At 64.7% G+C, this 17,276-nt stretch carries 18 protein-coding genes; 10 read left to right on the top strand and 8 right to left on the bottom strand.

All coding sequences use genetic code 11. From position 1 onward, the window contains the following. The first annotated feature begins 66 nt into the window (after positions 1-66). Both EYV96_RS10955 and EYV96_RS10950 read left to right on the top strand, forming a co-directional pair. A complete protein-coding gene (locus EYV96_RS10955) occupies positions 67-570 on the top strand; it encodes a hypothetical protein (protein ID WP_131151607.1) in 504 nt (167 codons plus the stop codon). A 42-nt stretch (positions 571-612) separates the two neighbouring features. Continuing rightward, positions 613-954: a hypothetical protein gene (locus EYV96_RS10950; RefSeq protein WP_131151606.1), complete on the top strand. Its 342-nt coding sequence runs from the start codon at positions 613-615 to the stop codon at positions 952-954. A gap of 29 nt (positions 955-983) precedes the next feature. Here EYV96_RS10950 and EYV96_RS10945 read toward each other — a convergent pair whose 3' ends face one another. Beyond that, entirely contained in the window at positions 984-1,910 is a 927-nt protein-coding gene (locus EYV96_RS10945) for a Dyp-type peroxidase (RefSeq protein WP_131151605.1), read from the bottom strand. 164 nt (positions 1,911-2,074) lie between these two features. Between EYV96_RS10945 and EYV96_RS10940 the strand changes: the two genes are divergently transcribed. The 4 genes from EYV96_RS10940 (at position 2,075) to EYV96_RS10925 (ending at position 8,517) form a co-directional block, all read left to right on the top strand. Then, positions 2,075-3,982: a S9 family peptidase gene (locus tag EYV96_RS10940; protein ID WP_131151604.1), complete on the top strand. Its 1,908-nt coding sequence runs from the start codon at positions 2,075-2,077 to the stop codon at positions 3,980-3,982. 305 nt (positions 3,983-4,287) lie between these two features. Next, positions 4,288-4,800 (top strand): hypothetical protein, encoded by a 513-nt coding sequence (locus EYV96_RS10935; RefSeq protein WP_131151603.1) that lies wholly within the window; start codon positions 4,288-4,290, stop codon positions 4,798-4,800. Continuing rightward, a complete protein-coding gene (locus tag EYV96_RS10930) occupies positions 4,797-5,636 on the top strand; it encodes a hypothetical protein (protein ID WP_131151602.1) in 840 nt (279 codons plus the stop codon). Before EYV96_RS10935 ends, EYV96_RS10930 begins: the two co-directional genes overlap by 4 nt. A gap of 28 nt (positions 5,637-5,664) precedes the next feature. Beyond that, on the top strand, positions 5,665-8,517 hold the full coding sequence (locus EYV96_RS10925; RefSeq protein WP_131151601.1) for a C1 family peptidase: 2,853 nt from the start codon (positions 5,665-5,667) through the stop codon (positions 8,515-8,517). Between the two features lie 51 nt (positions 8,518-8,568). Here EYV96_RS10925 and EYV96_RS10920 read toward each other — a convergent pair whose 3' ends face one another. Beyond that, positions 8,569-8,775 (bottom strand): hypothetical protein, encoded by a 207-nt coding sequence (locus tag EYV96_RS10920; RefSeq protein WP_131151600.1) that lies wholly within the window; start codon positions 8,773-8,775, stop codon positions 8,569-8,571. Positions 8,776-8,886: 111 nt separating this feature from the next. On the opposite strand from EYV96_RS10920, the gene EYV96_RS10915 reads away from it, so the two are divergent. From EYV96_RS10915 to EYV96_RS10905, 3 genes are all read left to right on the top strand, one after another. Further along, positions 8,887-9,609: a hypothetical protein gene (locus EYV96_RS10915; RefSeq protein WP_131151599.1), complete on the top strand. Its 723-nt coding sequence runs from the start codon at positions 8,887-8,889 to the stop codon at positions 9,607-9,609. A 203-nt stretch (positions 9,610-9,812) separates the two neighbouring features. Beyond that, positions 9,813-10,478: a hypothetical protein gene (locus EYV96_RS10910; protein WP_131151598.1), complete on the top strand. Its 666-nt coding sequence runs from the start codon at positions 9,813-9,815 to the stop codon at positions 10,476-10,478. A 244-nt stretch (positions 10,479-10,722) separates the two neighbouring features. After that, positions 10,723-11,493: a M48 family metallopeptidase gene (locus tag EYV96_RS10905; RefSeq protein WP_131152422.1), complete on the top strand. Its 771-nt coding sequence runs from the start codon at positions 10,723-10,725 to the stop codon at positions 11,491-11,493. 6 nt (positions 11,494-11,499) lie between these two features. Here the strand turns inward: EYV96_RS10905 and EYV96_RS10900 are convergent, their stop codons facing one another. The 5 genes from EYV96_RS10900 to EYV96_RS10880 form a co-directional block, all read right to left on the bottom strand. Beyond that, on the bottom strand, positions 11,500-12,030 hold the full coding sequence (locus EYV96_RS10900; protein ID WP_131411399.1) for a hypothetical protein: 531 nt from the start codon (positions 12,028-12,030) through the stop codon (positions 11,500-11,502). A 66-nt stretch (positions 12,031-12,096) separates the two neighbouring features. Then, complete coding sequence (locus EYV96_RS10895; protein ID WP_131151596.1) at positions 12,097-12,462, bottom strand: hypothetical protein; 366 nt, start codon at positions 12,460-12,462, stop codon at positions 12,097-12,099. Between the two features lie 149 nt (positions 12,463-12,611). Beyond that, on the bottom strand, positions 12,612-12,980 hold the full coding sequence (locus EYV96_RS10890) for a hypothetical protein (RefSeq protein ID WP_131151595.1): 369 nt from the start codon (positions 12,978-12,980) through the stop codon (positions 12,612-12,614). Positions 12,981-13,178: 198 nt separating this feature from the next. Then, positions 13,179-14,168, bottom strand: a complete 990-nt coding sequence (locus tag EYV96_RS10885) for an alpha/beta fold hydrolase (RefSeq protein ID WP_131151594.1) — start codon at positions 14,166-14,168, stop codon at positions 13,179-13,181. Positions 14,169-14,250: 82 nt separating this feature from the next. Continuing rightward, a complete protein-coding gene (locus EYV96_RS10880) occupies positions 14,251-16,116 on the bottom strand; it encodes a M1 family metallopeptidase (RefSeq protein ID WP_131151593.1) in 1,866 nt (621 codons plus the stop codon). 189 nt (positions 16,117-16,305) lie between these two features. Between EYV96_RS10880 and EYV96_RS10875 the strand changes: the two genes are divergently transcribed. Further along, positions 16,306-17,001, top strand: coding sequence for a hypothetical protein (locus tag EYV96_RS10875; protein ID WP_131151592.1), 696 nt, complete (start codon positions 16,306-16,308; stop codon positions 16,999-17,001). A gap of 21 nt (positions 17,002-17,022) precedes the next feature. Here the strand turns inward: EYV96_RS10875 and EYV96_RS18855 are convergent. Beyond that, positions 17,023-17,276 (bottom strand): hypothetical protein (locus EYV96_RS18855; RefSeq protein ID WP_205746154.1); only part of this gene is annotated, 254 nt, incomplete at its 5' end.

The raw sequence follows: 17,276 nt of genomic DNA, 5'->3' as shown, positions 1-17,276 counted from the left end.
GCCACCGCATGGCGCATGGGGGCACGCGATCGCCTGGCGCTCGCCCTGCCGCGATGAGGGAGTTCCATGCAAGGTCATCCCGATCAAGGGCTCCGCTGGACTGAACCGCGGGCGGTGACACGCCTCAAGGCCCGCGCCATGACCCTTAGGCAAAGACTGGGCCTGTTGGCCATCCTGACGGTGGTGTCCGCCGTGTGGCTGGTCTGCGAGATCCTGCCGTCGTCACTCTTCGGCTGGGAGGCTCTGGCGGCGATCGCCCTGGTGATTGGCTGGTTATGGGCTTATCCGGTCATGTGGCTCAATCGGAACATTCACAACATGGTGTCGCTTACACCCGACGCGATCCTTGGCCCACTGGGAAACCATAATTACCTGTTTATCGCCTGGGGCTATGTCGGCACGGTCGAGATTGACGGCAAGCCGTTCCAGGTCATGGTTTACAAGGTTCACCATCTGGATGAGGTGCTGTACGGCATTGGCGAAGAGGTCGACGCGAACGCGGTGGCTGCATTTCTGAAACGCAAGGGCGTGCGCGAGCCCGACGGTGGGACGGCGCCGCCACGGGTGTGATGCGCCGTCGCGTTCATGGATCCAATCACAGGGGGAAAGACCATGGAAGAGGAACAGCTTCAGGCGCGGCGCGAACGCGCTCAACTTCGCGCGACGCTTCACAGCATGCGCCGCAAGCGCGACCTGGCCGGCTTCGGGTTCATGATTGCACTCGCGCTGTTCTGGCTGCCGCTGTTGCTCCCCGAGCTCTCGGGGGTGCGCATGGCAATGAGCGTAATTGCGGCGGTGGTGTTGATCGGGACGGCGCTTCCGTCGCTGCTGGCGCGTTGCCCCAAATGCCTGGGGCGTTACCGCGATGTCAGTCGACTGGTGTCCGACCCGAAGCTGGAAACGCCGTGCAAGTCATGCGGTTTCGACATGGACAAGCACATCGCCATGTATTGACCGGGCGGCGTTCAACTCCGGAACGTGGATCAGTCGCCTTCGAGCATGGCCACGGGCGGCACGAAGAAAAGCGTGCCCGTCACGGCCGTGCTGAAATCCAGCAGTCGGTCATAGTTGCCCTCGGGCAGGCCGACGAACATGTTCGTGAGCATGCGCTCGATGCGCGCCGGTGAGCAGGCGTAGCCGATGAAGTACGTGCCGAACTCGCCCTTGCCGATGTCGCCGAAGGGCATGTTGTCGCGGACGATCTTGAGCTCTTCCCCGTTCTCTTCGATGTTGGTCAGCACGTTGTGCGCGTACGACGCTTTCGCATCGTCGGCGAACTCGACATCGGAGAGTTTCTTGCGCCCGATGATGCGCTCCTGCGTTTCGACCGGGATGGCGTTCCAGGCTTTGAGGTTGTGCAGGTACTTCTGCACGATCACGTAGCTGCCGCCGGTGAAGGCGGGATCTTCCGCGCCGACAATGGCAGCCTTGATGGCGTCGCTGTCGACGGGGTTTTCGGTACCGTCGACAAAGCCAAGCAGATCGCGTTCGTCGAAGTATTTGAAACCATGGACTTCGTCCTGCACCGTGGCGACGTCACCGATCCGTTCCATGACCTGTGCGGCCAGTTCGAAGCACAGGTCCATGTGCGTTGCGCGGATGTGGAACAGCAGGTCACCCGGCGTCGCGGGCGCATGATGCGCGCCCTTGATCTCCTTGAACGGATGCAGCTCCGCCGGACGCGGCGCGCCATAGAGGCGATCCCACGCGCCGGAGCCGAAACCCATCACGCAGGACAGGCGACGGTCCGGATGCCGGAAGCTGATGGCACGCACCAGACCTGCCAGATCGGCACCCAGGTCGCGCACGGCGCTGACATCGTCCACGCCGGGCTTGAGCACCACCACGAGGAAGATGGCCGAATGGGTGAGCTGGGCGGTGACGGGCTGTGCCTTGATGGGAGCGGACATGAATTTCCTGCGGGCGCGTGCGTGAAGTTGCGGCCATGAGGCACGCAAGCGACGCAACATGCAATCCCCATTAGGTGTGATGGCCACCCACCCGCCCTCGCCTCTTGCACCCGTCGGCGAACGGTCCACAATCGGAACGATGGCGGTCTCATGGAAGGTGACGCATGTTCGGTGGCGTACTGCTTGCGTGGTGGTTGGCCGGGAGCTCGACGGCACCCGCACCGGCGCCGGATGCCACGACGATGGCGCTGCTGCGCCCCGTCGAGTACGAGAACGTCACCATCTCGCCCGACGGCATGTACCTGGCCATCGCCCACCGGCAAGGTGAGGGCACGACGGTCGAGGTCATTCGTCGCAGCGACGGCCAGCTCGCCACCCGTTTTGTGCCGTCCTCGCGCGGCCTGATCGCCGGCATGTCGTGGCTGGGGCCCGATAAGCTCCTGGTGTCGGCATCGCGCACGGTCGGTCCTTACCCCATGCCGCTGGCCCAGCCGACGATGTACATCGTCACCATCGGCGACAAGCATTCCGTGGCACTCCCCCGGTACGTGGCGGGCACCATTGACGGCGACGACGAGCACCTGATCGTGCGCCGATGCAAGTCATGGAAGATGGATCCCTGCCGGCTGGATGTCCGCGTCGTGCCACTGGGCCACGTGTCGGGCAATGGCGAGTTCATTTCCGACGTGCCCGCCCGCAATGCCGACCTGACGTTCGATCACGCCGGGCAGCCCCGCTTCGCCCTTAGCGTGGCGGACGATGCCGCCCAGCAGTTCTATGTACGCCCCAAGGACACCTGGCTGCTGCTCAATGACAGCAACCAAAGCGGCGTGTTCGTCAATGCGATGGGCGTGTCCCGCGACAATCGCTTTGGCTACCTGATTCGCGAGAACCGCCAGGGCACGAACAGCATCGTGCGTTACGAGTTCGCCACGGGCATGCAGACCGAGTTGCTGCGCGACCCGGCCGGCGACCCGCTGACCGCCGTGTTCTCGCTCGATGGCAAGGAACCCGTTGGCGCGGTGTTTGGCCCGGGCCGGCCGGTCGAACGCTACTGGGATGAAAACAGCGACGAAGCGCGCTGGCGTCGCGCACTGTCGGCCGCTTTTCCCGACGACCTCACCACCGTGGTCAGCGCCACGAGTGATGGCGAGCTGGCGGTGGTCAAGGTGAGCAGCGACCGGGATCCGGGCAAGTTCTACCTGTTTGACCGAAGCCACGCCAAGGCGACGTTGCTCTACAACAGCGCATCGTGGATCGATCCGGACGCACAACGGGCGTCGCAAGCAATCACGCTGACGGCGCGTGACGGGCTGACACTGCACGGCTTCGTGACCTTGCCGCACACGGCCGAGGGCGTACTGCCGCCGATGGTGGTGGTGGTCCATGGTGGGCCCTTCTATGCGCGTGCGGACTGGTCGTTCGATCCGGTCGCCCAGTTGCTGGCACAACACGGCTATGCGGTGCTGCGCATCAATTTTCGCGGCTCGTCGGGATCGGGCCGCGCCTTCGTCGATGCGGGCATGCGCCAGTGGGGCGCCACCATGCAGGACGACGTGACGGATGCCACGCGCTGGGCCATCGCCCAGCACATGGCCGACCCGGGACGCATCTGCATTTTCGGCGCCAGCTACGGCGCGTATTCGGCGCTGATGGGTGTGGCGCGCGAGCCGTCGCTTTATCGCTGCGCCATCGGCCTGTCCGGCGTCTACGATCTCAATCGCCTTTATCGCTGGGGCGATACGCATCGCACCGACCTGGGCATCAACTATCTGCGCCTGATGGTGGGCAATGACCCCGCAGCACTCGCTCGCGTGTCGCCGCTGGCGCTGGCCAGCCAGATCACCGCGCCGGTGTTGTTGGGTCATGGAGCGGATGACGGGCGTGCACCGATTCTGCATGCGACGGCGATGCGCGATGCCCTGACCGCGGCGGGCCACCCCACCGAGCTGATCACGTATGACTACGAAGCCCATGGGCTGGCAAGCTATGGGGATAACCTGGATTTCTACACGCGCATGCTGCGTTTTCTGGACGCGCATACCGGCGTGAGTGGGTCGCCGCCTAAGTAAACGGGCCTACCGCTTTCGTAGGATGGTGCGCGCCTTCATCCGGCGTAGACTTCGGTGCGTTTTCTTTCGACGCATGGTGTGCGGGGGGCGCATGCGCATGCGGGTTGGGCGTCCTTGATGGGAGCAACGCGCATCGGCCGGCGCCGGTGAGCGCACGCCCGTGTGGATGATCGCGGATGACGTCGTGGGACGCGACGTTGGCGCGACTTTCTCGTCCACACTTCTCCGCCCGAGGCTCCTTAACCACGACGACGACTGACGGCACGCGCGTGGCGCGTGACGAACCGGCGCGGTGGAGGCATGCCATGACGTATGCAGTGCAAGCCCGTGTGCGACGCATGTTGATGGGCCTGGTGTTTGTTTTCGCCGCCCTGCTGGCGGGCGGCGCAGTGCACGGGCAAAGTGCACCCGCGAACGCTGCACCGCCGGACGCCACCGTGCCGGCCACGGCACCCGCTGCCACGCCCAACGCGCCACGTTCGCCGCAGGCCATGAGCGACCAGGCACGGCGCGAGCACTCGTTCACCACGGATCGCGAGCAGTTTCTGTCCATCGTGATCCTGTGCTTCGGGACGCTGGTGCTGATCGTGCAGTACCTGTTGCTGCGCACCCCGCGACGCAGCTCGTTCGAGATCCTGCAATTGCTCGGCATCAACCTGATCGTCACCGGCACGCTGTTCCTGATTTCCGCCGGATACGACGCGCAATCCATCGCACCGGGCCTGGGTTTGTTCGGCACGATCGCCGGTTACGTGCTGGGGCGCCGCTCCAGCCCCGAACCCGGGCCAGCGGCGAGTGGTACAGGAGAAGCCTCATGAAACACGCATGGCTGGTCGTCATGGCGGTTGGGATCGCGGCATGCTCGCACCAGGATGCGGGTGAGACCACGCAGGCGACGCCGGCGCCGGCAGAGCCGGTGGCAGCGGCCACGGCAGCGGCGCCGGATAAGGCGCCGCCGCCGGCACCCCTGCCCGTCGCCGTTGCCCCCGCGGCAACGGTGGCCCAGGCGGAACCGGCACCGACAGCGCCGCCCGCACCGCAACCACCACCACCCGACGAAGCGCCCGCACCACCGCCCGCACGGGACCAAAGCATGCCGTCGGACCAGGCGCAGCTGGCCGGCGCGGGCGAGGCCGCTTTGTTACCCGCGCAGGCGCCGCCAGGGACGCCATCGTCGGCAAAGAAGCCCAACAAGTTCGCCGCCATGCCGTACGTGGCCCATCCCACCGCCACTGCGGCGACACACCTCTCGGCGACCACTGCGATCCAGCACGCCGCCGCACAACCGACGCACTTCGCCCAGCTCGCCGCGAAGTTCAGGGAACCCGCCGCCATGTCACTGCCGCCCGGGACGCAGCACACCATGAGCCTGCGGATCGGTGACGTAGGCATTTCCAATCTCGATAGCGCGATGCGTGTCAGCTTCGCGATGAAGTCGCCCGACCAGGCGTGGACCAATCAGGCGCTCGACGCCAACGACACGCGCGAGTTCGGCTGCGGCGGACTTTCGGCGGATCAACTGGACATGGAGTGCCTGTTCTGGATGCAGACCGGCAACAAACCGGCGGTGTACTACCGCATCAAGAGCAATGCGCGTTACGCGATTTTCTGGGACGACTCGCAGGCGCTGTGGGACCTGCAAGCCGCACATTAGCCACGGTTTTGGGTGAGGAGGGAGCGTCATGGCTTTGACGATTCTGATGAAGGACATGCAACACGCGATGGTGCCGGCCTTGCGCCAGGCATTGGCAGGCAAGCTCGGTGCCGTCGCGGAAAGTTTTCCCGGCCTGGCCAAAGGCGGTGATCTGTTCGACGCCGACGTCGATGCCGCGGCGCGGCGCTGGCAGTCGGGTGTCGGCATCCAGGCCGACGGCGTGATCGGACCGTACTGCATGAGCCTGCTCGGCCTGGTGAGCCTGCCCGCGCCATCCGTGCCGCTCACGGTCGATGCCGTGCGCCAGCTGTTCCCGGAGACGAAGCCGTCCAACATCGCACGCTTCCTGCCCTATGTGGCGGCGGCGCTATGCGGCGCGAAGCTCACGGATCGCCCGATGATCGTCGCGGCCATGGGCACCATCCGCGCCGAGACCGAAGGCTTCGTGCCGATCCCGGAGTTTCCCTCGAAGTACAACACCAAGCCCGGCATGGCGCCGTTCAGCGCGTATGACGGGCGACTGGGCAACAAGGCGCTGGGCGAGGGGGCGCGTTACCGCGGTCGCGGTTTCGTGCAGCTCACGGGACGCGACAACTACCACACGTACAGCGCGACGATCGGCATCGATATCGAAGCAAACCCCGACCTGGCGCTGGGGGCCGAGGTGGCCGCCGTCCTGCTGGCGGTGTTCCTTGCCGATCACGCCGACGCGATGCGCAAGGCGCTCGCAGCCGGCAACTATGCGAAGGCGCGCAGCCTCGTCAACGGCGGCTCCTACGGCCTGGACAAGTTCCGCGATGTCTTCCGTCGCGCCGACACCGTATGGCCGCAGGCCAGCGTGGGCGCCGGCGGTACGCGCCGGCGTGGCGCGGCGGCCAAGGCGGCCTTTGCCACCGCAGGGGCCACCGCGGCGCGGCAGTTCACGGCGGGCAAGGATCCGGTGGACTTGCGCGACCGCGCTTACATGCCGCCTCCGGCCAGCCTCAACTTCGAGTGGCCGACAGATGAGAAAGTAAAGTTGCACCTTACCGGGTACTGCACGGCGGGCCTCGTACTCGACCAGGGGCAGGAAGGCGCGTGCACCGGTTTTGGCCTTGCCTGCGTCATCAACTTCCTGCGCTGGGTGCGCGGCGGCTGCCCCAAGAAGATGGCGTCGGTGAGCCCGCGCATGCTGTACAACTTCGCGCGGCGCTATGACGAGTACGCGGGCGAGAACTACGAAGGTTCCAGCTGTCGTGGCGCACTGAAAGGCTGGTACTACAACGGCGTCTGCATGGAAGACGACTGGCCGTACACCGCCAACGACAGCGAGCCGCCGAAATTCGGCTACATCCAGAACGCGACGCGTACGACGCTTGGCGTGTACTACCGCATCGACCTGCAAAGCATCACGGATATCCAGGCGGCGATCCAGGAAGTGGGCGCGGTCTATGTCTCGGCCAACACCCACGAGGGATGGCAGAACGTGGCGACGGTGCGCAGGGTCACGGGGCACGCGTCGGTACCGCAGATCGCTTTCGACGGCCGGGCGTCGCACACAGATGGCCATGCCTTTGCGCTGGTCGGCTTCAACGAGCATGGCTTCGTGGTGCAGAACTCCTGGGGCCAGGACTGGGGCGCGCGCGGCTTCGCGATCCTCACTTACGCCGACTGGCTCGCTAATGCGATGGATGCGTGGGTATTCGCCATGGGCGTGCCCGGCGTGTTGTTCGGCGCGCATGCGGCAGGACGCAAGGCCGTGGCGAGGGCCGGCATCGACAAGTCGCGCTGGTGGGATGTCACGGCGGCTTACGAGCATGGCGTAGTGCTGGGCAATGACGCGCGCGTCAATCGGTATTTGCCGCAGGACGCCCTGACGCGAAGCCTGCAGTACCAGGCGTGCACCTTGCCGGACGCCTGGTTCCGCGCACAACCGGGCGACAAGAAGCGACTGGTGATCTACGCGCACGGCGGACTCAACAGCGAAGACGATGCCATCACGCGCACGCGCGCCATGGGGCCGTATTTCCTGGGCAACGGGTGCTATCCGCTGTTCATGATCTGGAAAACCGGCATGCTCGAATCCATTGGCGACATCATCGTCGACAAGTTCCGGCGGGGTGGCCCGGCGTCGGGTATTCGCGAGGCCATTACCGATGCGACGGATGCCCTGATCGAATCCACGATCGGTCGCCCCTTCGCACGGCCGGTGTGGACCGAGATGAAGGAGAACGCGCAATGGGTGGGCCAGCCGACGCGTGGTGGCGATCTGCTGGTGACAGCGCTGCAGAACCTCTACAAGACCTGGGGCGACCAGCTCGAAGTGCATCTGGTCGGTCACTCGGCCGGCTCGATCTTCCTCGGCTGGCTGCTGGATCTGCTCGCCTTCCGTGGGCTGGAGAAACTGGCGACGTCGCTGCACCTTTACGCACCCGCGTGCACGGTGCAGTTCGCCAATCAGCACTTCGCACCGCATGACGCGTTGCTGGAGAACACCTACATGGACATCCTGTCGGACAAGAACGAGCGCGATGACCAGGTGGCGGAGATCTATCGCAAATCGCTGCTGTACATGGTGTCCGACGCACTGGAGATGGACGTGCGCACGCCCATCCTTGGCATGGACAACACCACCAAGCCGGCCTTCACTAACTGGGATGGTTCGGCGAGCACCGGCGAAGCGCTGGCGAACTGGCGCCAGACCGTGAAGGAAGCAGGCCTTGGCAAGCGCACGCTGGTCGTCGACACCGACAAGGTGCCCATGACCAGCGACGGCAAGAACCCCATCAACGCCAGCCACGGCAGTTTCGACAACAACGTCGAGGTGGTGTCGCGGACGCTGCAACGGATCACGGGAAAGAGCCGACTCGCGATGCCCGTGGATGACTTGCGCGGATTCTAGGGTGCATCAGGGCGCGGGAGCACAACGCTCCCGCGTCAGCCCGCGGCGCCTTCAGGCCACCAGCACGCCATCACCCTGCACGGTCTGTCGACCCGCCGCGGTGAGTTCCCAATGCTGATTGGCCCCCGGCCGCACCAGACCATGCGCTTGCAGGTCGTGGCACAGCGCCTGATCCGATGTCTCCACGGCGATACCCGGCAGCCAGTAGAGCTGATCAAGCAGGAAGTAGTGGCCCGGCGTCAAAGTTGGCGCGCTCATAGTGACCCCCTTGCGTTCGGTTGGGATCATTTCAGGGGGGTGTTGATGGGTGCGTGAAGGCGGGGCGGAAGGTTGGCGTATGCTGGCGCCGGGACTTCAGGGGGAACGGCTATGGACGGACGGGAGCTTACGTTTGCGTTGTTGAATGAGCGGATTGAGGGGTTGCCGGAACATCCGAGCGTCAGCACAAAGACTTCCAGACGCGAAATACTCGCTTATGTCATTGGCGGCGTCAGTGCCGTACTGGCTATTGGTCTGCTGAACTGGCCAATCTTTGGTAAGCGATGGAGTATCGGAATAAGCGCCGTGTTGGTGGTTATCGAAATCGTTTCGCTTGGTATCGCCTTGTTTCCCATCGTCAGGCGACCGCGTTTGCCCAGCTTTTCTGCCGAACGCCGCGATCTGGCCGATCAAATGGATTTTGATCGCATTCACCACGAAGCGTTGATTTCGTGGCTATGCAGTTACCCATCTGAAACGCTCTCTACATTAGCCAGCTATGCGCGCGGACGGCATGAGCGAATGAAAGATCGCATGCCAATCATGCTGGGTGCCATCGAGAAGCTGGGCGTACTTCCGCTGGTTGGTGCACTTCTGATCCAGGTGAAGAGCTACGTGCATGAAGCTAAGTACGGCTGGCTTGATCTCCTCGTCGTCGCTGCTTTGTTTATTGGCTACTGGATGGCGCTGGCGCTGGTGTTCCAGCGAATTCGACTCGAACAGATGGCCATCTACCTCGCAGACGCTGCGAATCGCTCGGCGGTGATCGAGGGCGCATCCAGGCCCGGCACAGCGGCCCACGACACCCTGGTTCATCCAGCCACTGCACATTGACCATCCCACCCAACCCACCGACAATGCGCCCACTTTCCGCACCCCCGAGCCACCGCATGGACGACGACCCTAGCCCGAGCCTTTTCCGCCGCTAGCAGGTTGTCGTGCCGTCATGGTGCATCGATAGCCTTGCTGGCTATCGGCATTTCACATTCGTGAGTTGCCTTCCTTGTTTTCCTCGCGCTTGCGCGTTGGGAGGAAGCATGACGCTGAAGTTTTTTCCTATTGCCGTTTGTCTTGCGGCAAGCTTGCTGATGGCATTCGATGCGCAGGCATCGGGTGGTAGTTATGTCGTGGACGACGCCACGATCACGCCCGCCGGGCGTTGCCAGCTCGAGAGCTGGTTGCAGTCGTTCAAGGGTGGGGCGCTGGCGGGCTGGACGGTGCCGGCGTGCAGCATCGGTACGGTCGAGTTTTCGCTGGGCCTGGGTCGGCAGGTTCGCCCCAACCGGAATGGACTGAGCCCGGGCGTGAAGTGGCTCATCCACGATGGCGGCGATACCGGCATCAGTGCGGCCTGGGCAACCACGGCGACGCTCGACGACGGCAGGCGCAAGCTCGCTGATTCGTACGTCGCTTTCAGTGGCCCGCTGGACCGCGCGCAGCGTTGGCAGGCCAACGTGAACGTGGGCCTGGCCTGGACGCGGTCCGATCACGTGCGTCCGTTGATCGGCGCGGGTGTCGAGTACATCGCCAGTTCGCAGGTGGGCCTGCTCGCCGAATACCTGCGCCCGGTCGGACATGGGTACGTCGCGCAGACCGGCGTGCGCATCTATTTCAAGGACAACAGCGTCGATGTCCTGGTGGGGCAGAGTCGCGATGGCGAGCTTTCGCGCTGGATCAACGTGGGCCTCAACCTGGCGTTCTGAGCGGACCCATGCGTCTCCGCCGGGTTGCGACAGCCGCTGCCTGAACGGGCGCGAGCCTGAACCCACCTCGAAACGTTCGAGGTCTGGCCCGCCAGCCCGCATGGCTGGCGGGCACGGGACGCAAATCACTGAATATCCGGGTATTTCACCGTCACCTGTCCGACTTGCGAAGCCTGCATGATCCCCCCACATTGGGCAGCGGAGAATGGCGACGTACGGACGTCGCACCGATCAGGGCAAGAGCATGGCGCAGCACCTCGAAGGCGATTGGCTGGAATTGGCGACAGCAAGCGGCAACACGATCCGCGTGCTGAAGTCAGCGCACCCGCGTGCGCGTCGCCTGCGTTTGACCGTGACGCCCAAGGGCGCGCGCGTGACGTATCCGCATGGCACGCATCCGGCGCAGGTCAGTGCGTTCCTGCGCAGCCATGCCGACTGGCTGGAAAAGAAACTCGACGAACTGAACCTGGTGTCGCAACCCTTGCCGCCGTTGCGGCTGGGCATTGACACTGAGTTTCCGTTGCGCGGCGAACCGACGACGCTCACCTGGGCCGAAGGCGCGTATCCGAAAGTCGAACCATTCGAAGGCGGCCTCACGCTGGTGATCCCGCGTCCGCATACGCGTGCCTTGCCGGTGGCGCGTGGCTTGCTCGCCTCGTATTTCGAAAACCTGATGCGTCGCGACGTGGCGCGCTGGATGGCGACGTTCGTGCCGCAACTCGGGCTCGCACCTACCGCGCTCAAGATCCGCTCCATGAAAAGCCTGTGGGGCAGCCTGGACACGCGCGATCGCATCAACCTCGATCTCGCCCTGGCGCTCGCCCCGCCGGCAGCACTGCGTTACGTGCTGGCGCACGAGTTGTGCCATCTGCGCGTACGCAGCCATGCGCCGCGTTTCTGGGCGCAGGTGGCATCGATTTATCCGGACTGGAAAGAACAGCGCGACTGGCTGCGGCAGAACGGTTCGATGCTTAAAGCCGAACTCGATCGCCTGGTCGCCGACGTCGCCGACTGACGCGGCTTACTCGCGCCCGGCCGCGTCGACCAGCCCTCGGACGTACTTCGCCAGCGACGGCAGATGCGCCGCATAGGCGTGCAGGCTGTTGAACATGGACTGGCGCACGCGATCACGGCCGCCCATGCGCTCGTAGATGATCATCATGTCTTCGGCTTCGCCGCCCCACACGGTCACTTCATTCGTGCTCCAGCAGGCCCAGCGCCCCAGCGGATCGAGCATGCGGAATTCGGCCGTGCTGTTCTCGCCTGTCACCACCGATTCGTACGCCGACCATTCCAGCGGAACGTCGTGGCGCCACCAGGCGGGCTCGGTGCCGTCGGGGTTGCGCGCGTAGATGCTGATGGGTGCGCGCGTGGGCGTATAGGTCTGCACCAGCAGGTCGAAGAACCAGCGCGGCATGCGCGAGGGAAACGCCTGGCGATCGAACGCCACCGCCAGCCAGTGGCGATTGCGGAAGGGGAAGTTTGGAAAGATGTCGCGCGCGAAATAACGATCCAGCTGCGTTGCGCCGATGGATGCCGATTGCGCCACCATGTCCTTATGCCGCCACATCAGCGCTTGGGACGCGGGGCACGCGCGATGGCGATGTCACGCATCGCATCAGGCGTGCGCGGCATCGTTGGCCTCGATCGCGGCTTCCAGCGTGTCATGCCAACTGCAGTGTTCACTGGCCGAGGTATGTCCGGCGAGCGTGACGAAGTGATGCGCCAGGTGCGCGACACGGCCACCGCCTTCCGGCGTGTACACACGCTCCCGGCCCTGCACGGCGTAATGGCCGCTCTGACGGTTTTTCAGGCACCGGTAAAGCCACATGCGATGTGCATCGAGTTTTCGCCATACGCGAATCTCCTCGAACAACTCATGGCTGCCATCCGCGTCTTGCACGCGTTCGGCCATGGTTGCCCATGGCTGCCGCGACGACCCAGCCAGCGGCGTCGCATTGGACTCCGATTCAACCCACGACATGTTGTCCCCTGTTGCCTCCCCTGTTGAGGCAAGCACGTAGGGAAGCAGAAAGTGTCGTGGCATGCAATGGGGCATTGGGGCCAATACGCGGCGGCCCTGGCGCGAGGCGGTTTAGACGTCCAGGCGGATGCGCCAACCGATAACCGTTCTCAGGAACGGCGCCAGCCGTAACGTTTCGCCCGGGCCTCATGCACCGGCCGGTCGTCGCGCGTGTCGTAGCGACGCACGCCCATGCCGTAGACGCCCCAGTGCGTGAAGAGCGCGGCCAGCGCCAGCAAAAGAACGGTTCCGATGATGAGCATCATGTCGACATCCGTCAGGATGCCGTGCGCGATCAGCGACAACGCGCCGAGCAAGGCCACCGCGGCGGCGAAGAAGCACGTGATGCGGCGCACCCACAGCCATCCGGTAGCGAGTCCGCGCTCGACGGCGCTGACCGGTTTATCGGCGCGCGTACGGAAATACCAGTGCACGCCCACCAACAGGGCAACAAAGGCGATCACCACCAGCTGTTTCATAGCCTCGCATTCCTTAGGTGGTAAGGCCGGGCGCTACGCGCCCTGTGAAGCCGCTCGCTGCGCTTCGCTGTAAACGGTGAACAGGTAAGAGCGTGCCGGAGCGAACTTGCACTCTGCTTTTCCCGTTCACTGTTCACAGGCGGCGTCAGCCGCCGGATTCACAGCGAGCAACGCGAGCGGTCCCACCAAGCGCAACACTCAGTGCGACAAAGCGAACTGCGTGAGGATGCGCGCCGTTTCTTCGGGCTTTTCCAGGATGGGCATGTGGTTGCAGCCGCTCAGCGTGGTGCTGGCGATGGCGGCGGAATGGGTGAGCCCGTTGCGCAGGTTATCCATCGCCGACACGTCGATGATCTTGTCATCGCGGCACCACAGGCCCATCACCGGCATCTCCAGTTGATCCAGGCGATGCTGCAGCGAGAGGTACTGCGAGGGATCGCGCAGTTCGTTGAAGGTGCGGTTGAGGAACTCACGATCACGCTGGTTGCGCTCGATCAGCACGTCGATGAAGCGACCGGGAATCTTCGGCACATGCGTGAAGGCCAGCGCGGTGGCGCGGGCGAATTCCTCGCGGTTGTCGAAGATGAAAGGGTTCTTGCCGGACAGGGCTTCGCGCGAGAAGTCGTTCTCATTGGCCTTGAGGCCGAAGGAATCGATCAGCGCCAGCTCGGCGACGTGTTCGGGATGATCGGCGGCATACACGCCGGCGATCGCACCGCCCATCGAATGACCGATCAGCACGAACTTCTGCAGGCGCAGCGCGTTGACGAATTCGCCGAAGCGCACGGCCTGCATGTCGATGTTGTAGCTCGCGCCGTCGATGCGGGTGGATTCACCCCAGCCCGGGAGATCCGGCGCGATCACGTGAAAATGCTGGCTGAGGATGCGCAGCTGTTCCAGCCAGACGGACTTGTCCGCGGCGAAACCGTGCAGCATCACCAGCGTCGGGCCTTGACCGCCTTCGTAGTACGACCACTTGGTATCGCCCACCTGCACCGAGTGCTTTTCCACGTGGGCGGCCATCGCCTTGCGCGCGACGTCGGCCTGGATCAGCCATTGCGGCGCCAGCAGGTAACTGCCGCCGAGCAGCAGGCCGATGATCACCACCACCACGGCAAGGAACTTGAGGCGGCGGAACAGCAGGCGTTGCCAGAGCGGGCGCGTGGAAGGCGTGGTCGGTGTCGGCATGGGCACGATTCGTCAGATGGGTCAGAGCATGTCGGGTCGATGGGCGCGGCGATCAAGGTCGCCGCGCCATCTGACAGGCATATTACTTCGCCGGCTTGTCGCCCTTGGCGGCCTTGGCGAACGTGCGCTCAACCGCTTCCTGGGTCATCGGGTGGTAGCCCGACTTGGCCTTCTCATACACCTGTTTGGCGAAAGCCAGGCCGTCCGGCGTGCGGGCGAAGGCCTTATACAGGGGCATGGTCAGGTACAGGCGACCGATGCGGGTCATGTGCTCGGCGGCGGCATTCCACACGTCCTTGTCACCGGCGGCGATGGCGTGGCTGTACCAGCGCATGCCGATCTCGGCGTTCGGGGTGCCGGTGAGGTGCCAGGCGGCATCGAGTGCCTTGAGCTTGTCCAGCGGGGCCACGTCGGGCATGCCGTCGAGGAAGTACATCCACTCCTGCGTGTTCCAGCCCTTGGCGTCGAGCTTGGTGGCGTCCAGCGAACCGGCAAGGAACGACTTGCGCGCGGCGTCGATGGCATCGAAGCGCGGCGAGGCCGGCAGCGGCGCGTTCTTGGGCACGCCCGGCTGGTACACCCAGGCCTTCACTTCGTCCCAGCTCATCTTGCCCGGGTTCTTGTCGAAGAGATTGGCCTTCAGGTAATCGAGCATCTGCTCGGTGGTGATGCTCTGGAAGGCGAAGTGCGCGAAATAGCCCTTCAGGTAGTTGTCGAAGGTTTCGCGACCGAAGCGCGTTTCCAGCGTGCGCAGGAACCACGAGCCCTTGTCGTAGGCGACGCTGGACAGCGCGTCGTCGGCGTCGATGCCGCGCGGCTCCGGCGCCAGGCGCTGGGCGTTCGGCGCCATGGTGGGCAGCTCCTTCAGCAGCGCGCGCGCCGACAGCAGGGCTTCTTCGTCAGCCAGCGCCTTGCCGTAGACGGCCTCGGTGATGCGGCCCTGCACGTAGGTGGTGAAACCTTCGTTGAGCCAGATGTCGCGCCACGCGGCGGACGTCACCAGGTTGCCCGACCACGAATGCGCCAGCTCATGCGACACCAGCGAGACCAGGCTCTTGTCGCCCACCAGCACGGTCGGCGTGGCGAAGGTCATGTTCGGGTTTTCCATGCCGCCGAACGGGAACGAGGGCGGCAGCACCAGGATGTCGTAGCGACCCCAGGCGTACGGGCCGTAGAGCTTTTCGGTGGCGGCGATCAGCTTTTCGGTGTCTTCGAACTCGTGCGCGGCCTTGCCGACCACGCTGGGCTCGGCATACACGGCCGAACGCGGGCCGGTTTCCTTCACCGCGATGTCGCCAGCGGCGATGGCCAGCAGGTACGACGGGATCGGATGCGGCTGCTCGAAGCTGAAATCGCCGTCGAGCGGATGCTTGGCATCATTGATCGCACTCATCGTCACGCGCACATCCTTCGGCGCGGTGACGTGGGCCTTGTAGGTGAAGCGAATGGCCGGCGAATCCTGCAGCGGCACCCAGGAGCGCGCGTGGATGGATTCGGACTGCGAGAACATGAAGGGCAGCTTCTTGTCCGCCGTCTGCTCCGGCGTGAGCCACTGCAAGCCCGACGCGGTGGGCGCGGTGGTGTAGGTGATGCGCACCTGCACCGGCTGTTTGGGCGTATCGATGGTGAGCTTGCTGCCCAGCTGCTTGTCGCGCTCGGCGAGCGTGAACTTCAGCGGCGAAGCCTTGCCGCTGGCGTCGAGGCCCTCGACCTTGCTGATGGTGAGATCACGCGTATCGAGCACCAGCGCCTGCGCCTTGGCGTTCTTCCAGTCCAGCTTCAGCGTGGCCAGGCCATCGAGCTGCTTGTGCGGGAAATCCACCTTCAGATCGAGATCGAGGTGGGTGACGCGCACCTGGTCAGGCTGGGCGTAGGAATGCGGATCGGCGGCAAAAGCGGCCAGCGGCAGCGCGAACGCACCGACGGCAAGGACAGAAAGCAGACGCATGGGGCGACTCCGGTTACACAGAAACCCGAGTATGCCATCGGGTCGAGGCGCCGACGCCTGACGATGGTCACTGCGACCCGGGTGGAATGTCTTGCGGGCAGGGTGTCAACCGCAGCGTCGCCGGCGCGTCATGAGATGGCATTCCCCTTCGTTTTTACGCGGGCCCGCGCCCGCCCAGGTCGATTTCCCATGAACAAGCTTCCCGTCCTCCTGCTCGCCCTTGCCCTGCCCTTCGCGCTCCACGCCCAGGACGCCAAACCCCTCAACATTGCCGGCGCCTGGCGTCTGGATGACCGCAACAGCGATAGCGCGGACGTGGTGCGCGCGAAGTTGCAGGCGGTGGCGCGTGGTGAAGAGGCCGCGCCGGCGCCAGCCTCCACGGCAGGCGGACCCGGCGATCATGGCCCGGGTGGGCATCACGGCGGCGGTCGCGGCATGGGTGGTGGTGGTGGCGGCATGGGCGGCCATGGCGGCGGTCATGGCGGCAAGGGCGGTGACCACGGCAGCGGCGACAAGGACAAAGACAAGGATGAGGCCAAGGACTTCCGCGGCAGCGCCCCGCTCCCTCCGACGCTCGCCAGCGATTCGGTGCTGCTGGTGACGCAGGACGACAAAAGCGTGCAGGTGCGCCTCAACAACGGTCAGCAGCTGGAAGTGAAGCTGGATGGGGTGAAGCGCCAGACGTTGAGCGGGAACGCGATGGCCAGTGCGCGGCGGGAAGGTGGGAGCGTGGTGGTGAGTATTCAGTACGCGGACGGGTCGCAGTTGAATGAGCGGTGGACGCCGTCCGCGGATGGGAAGCAGCTGGTGGTGGATGGGGAGTGGAAGCCGCAGGGGATGGCGGATGCGGTGGGGTTCAAGAGGACGTACGTGGGGTTGCAGTGAGGGATTAGTTGACCGCACCCCTCACATGTCGTCATTCCGGCGAAAGCCGGAATCCACGGCGACGACCCATTTGTCGCCGCATCGCCGCAGCCCTGAAACGTGGTCGCAGTGGATTCCGGCTTTCGCCGGAATGACGGCCCTTTGGAGGCTCAGTACGCCGATGGGTCGCAATTGAACGAGCGGCGGACACCGTCGGCGGATGGGAAGCAGCTCGTGGTGGATGGGGAGTGGAAGCCGCAGGGGATGGCGGATGCGGTGGGGTTCAAGAGGACGTA

This window comes from Dyella terrae, assembly GCF_004322705.1.
GTDB classification, from domain to species: domain Bacteria; phylum Pseudomonadota; class Gammaproteobacteria; order Xanthomonadales; family Rhodanobacteraceae; genus Dyella_D; species Dyella_D terrae.
This window is presented reverse-complemented; position numbering and strand designations above follow the sequence as displayed.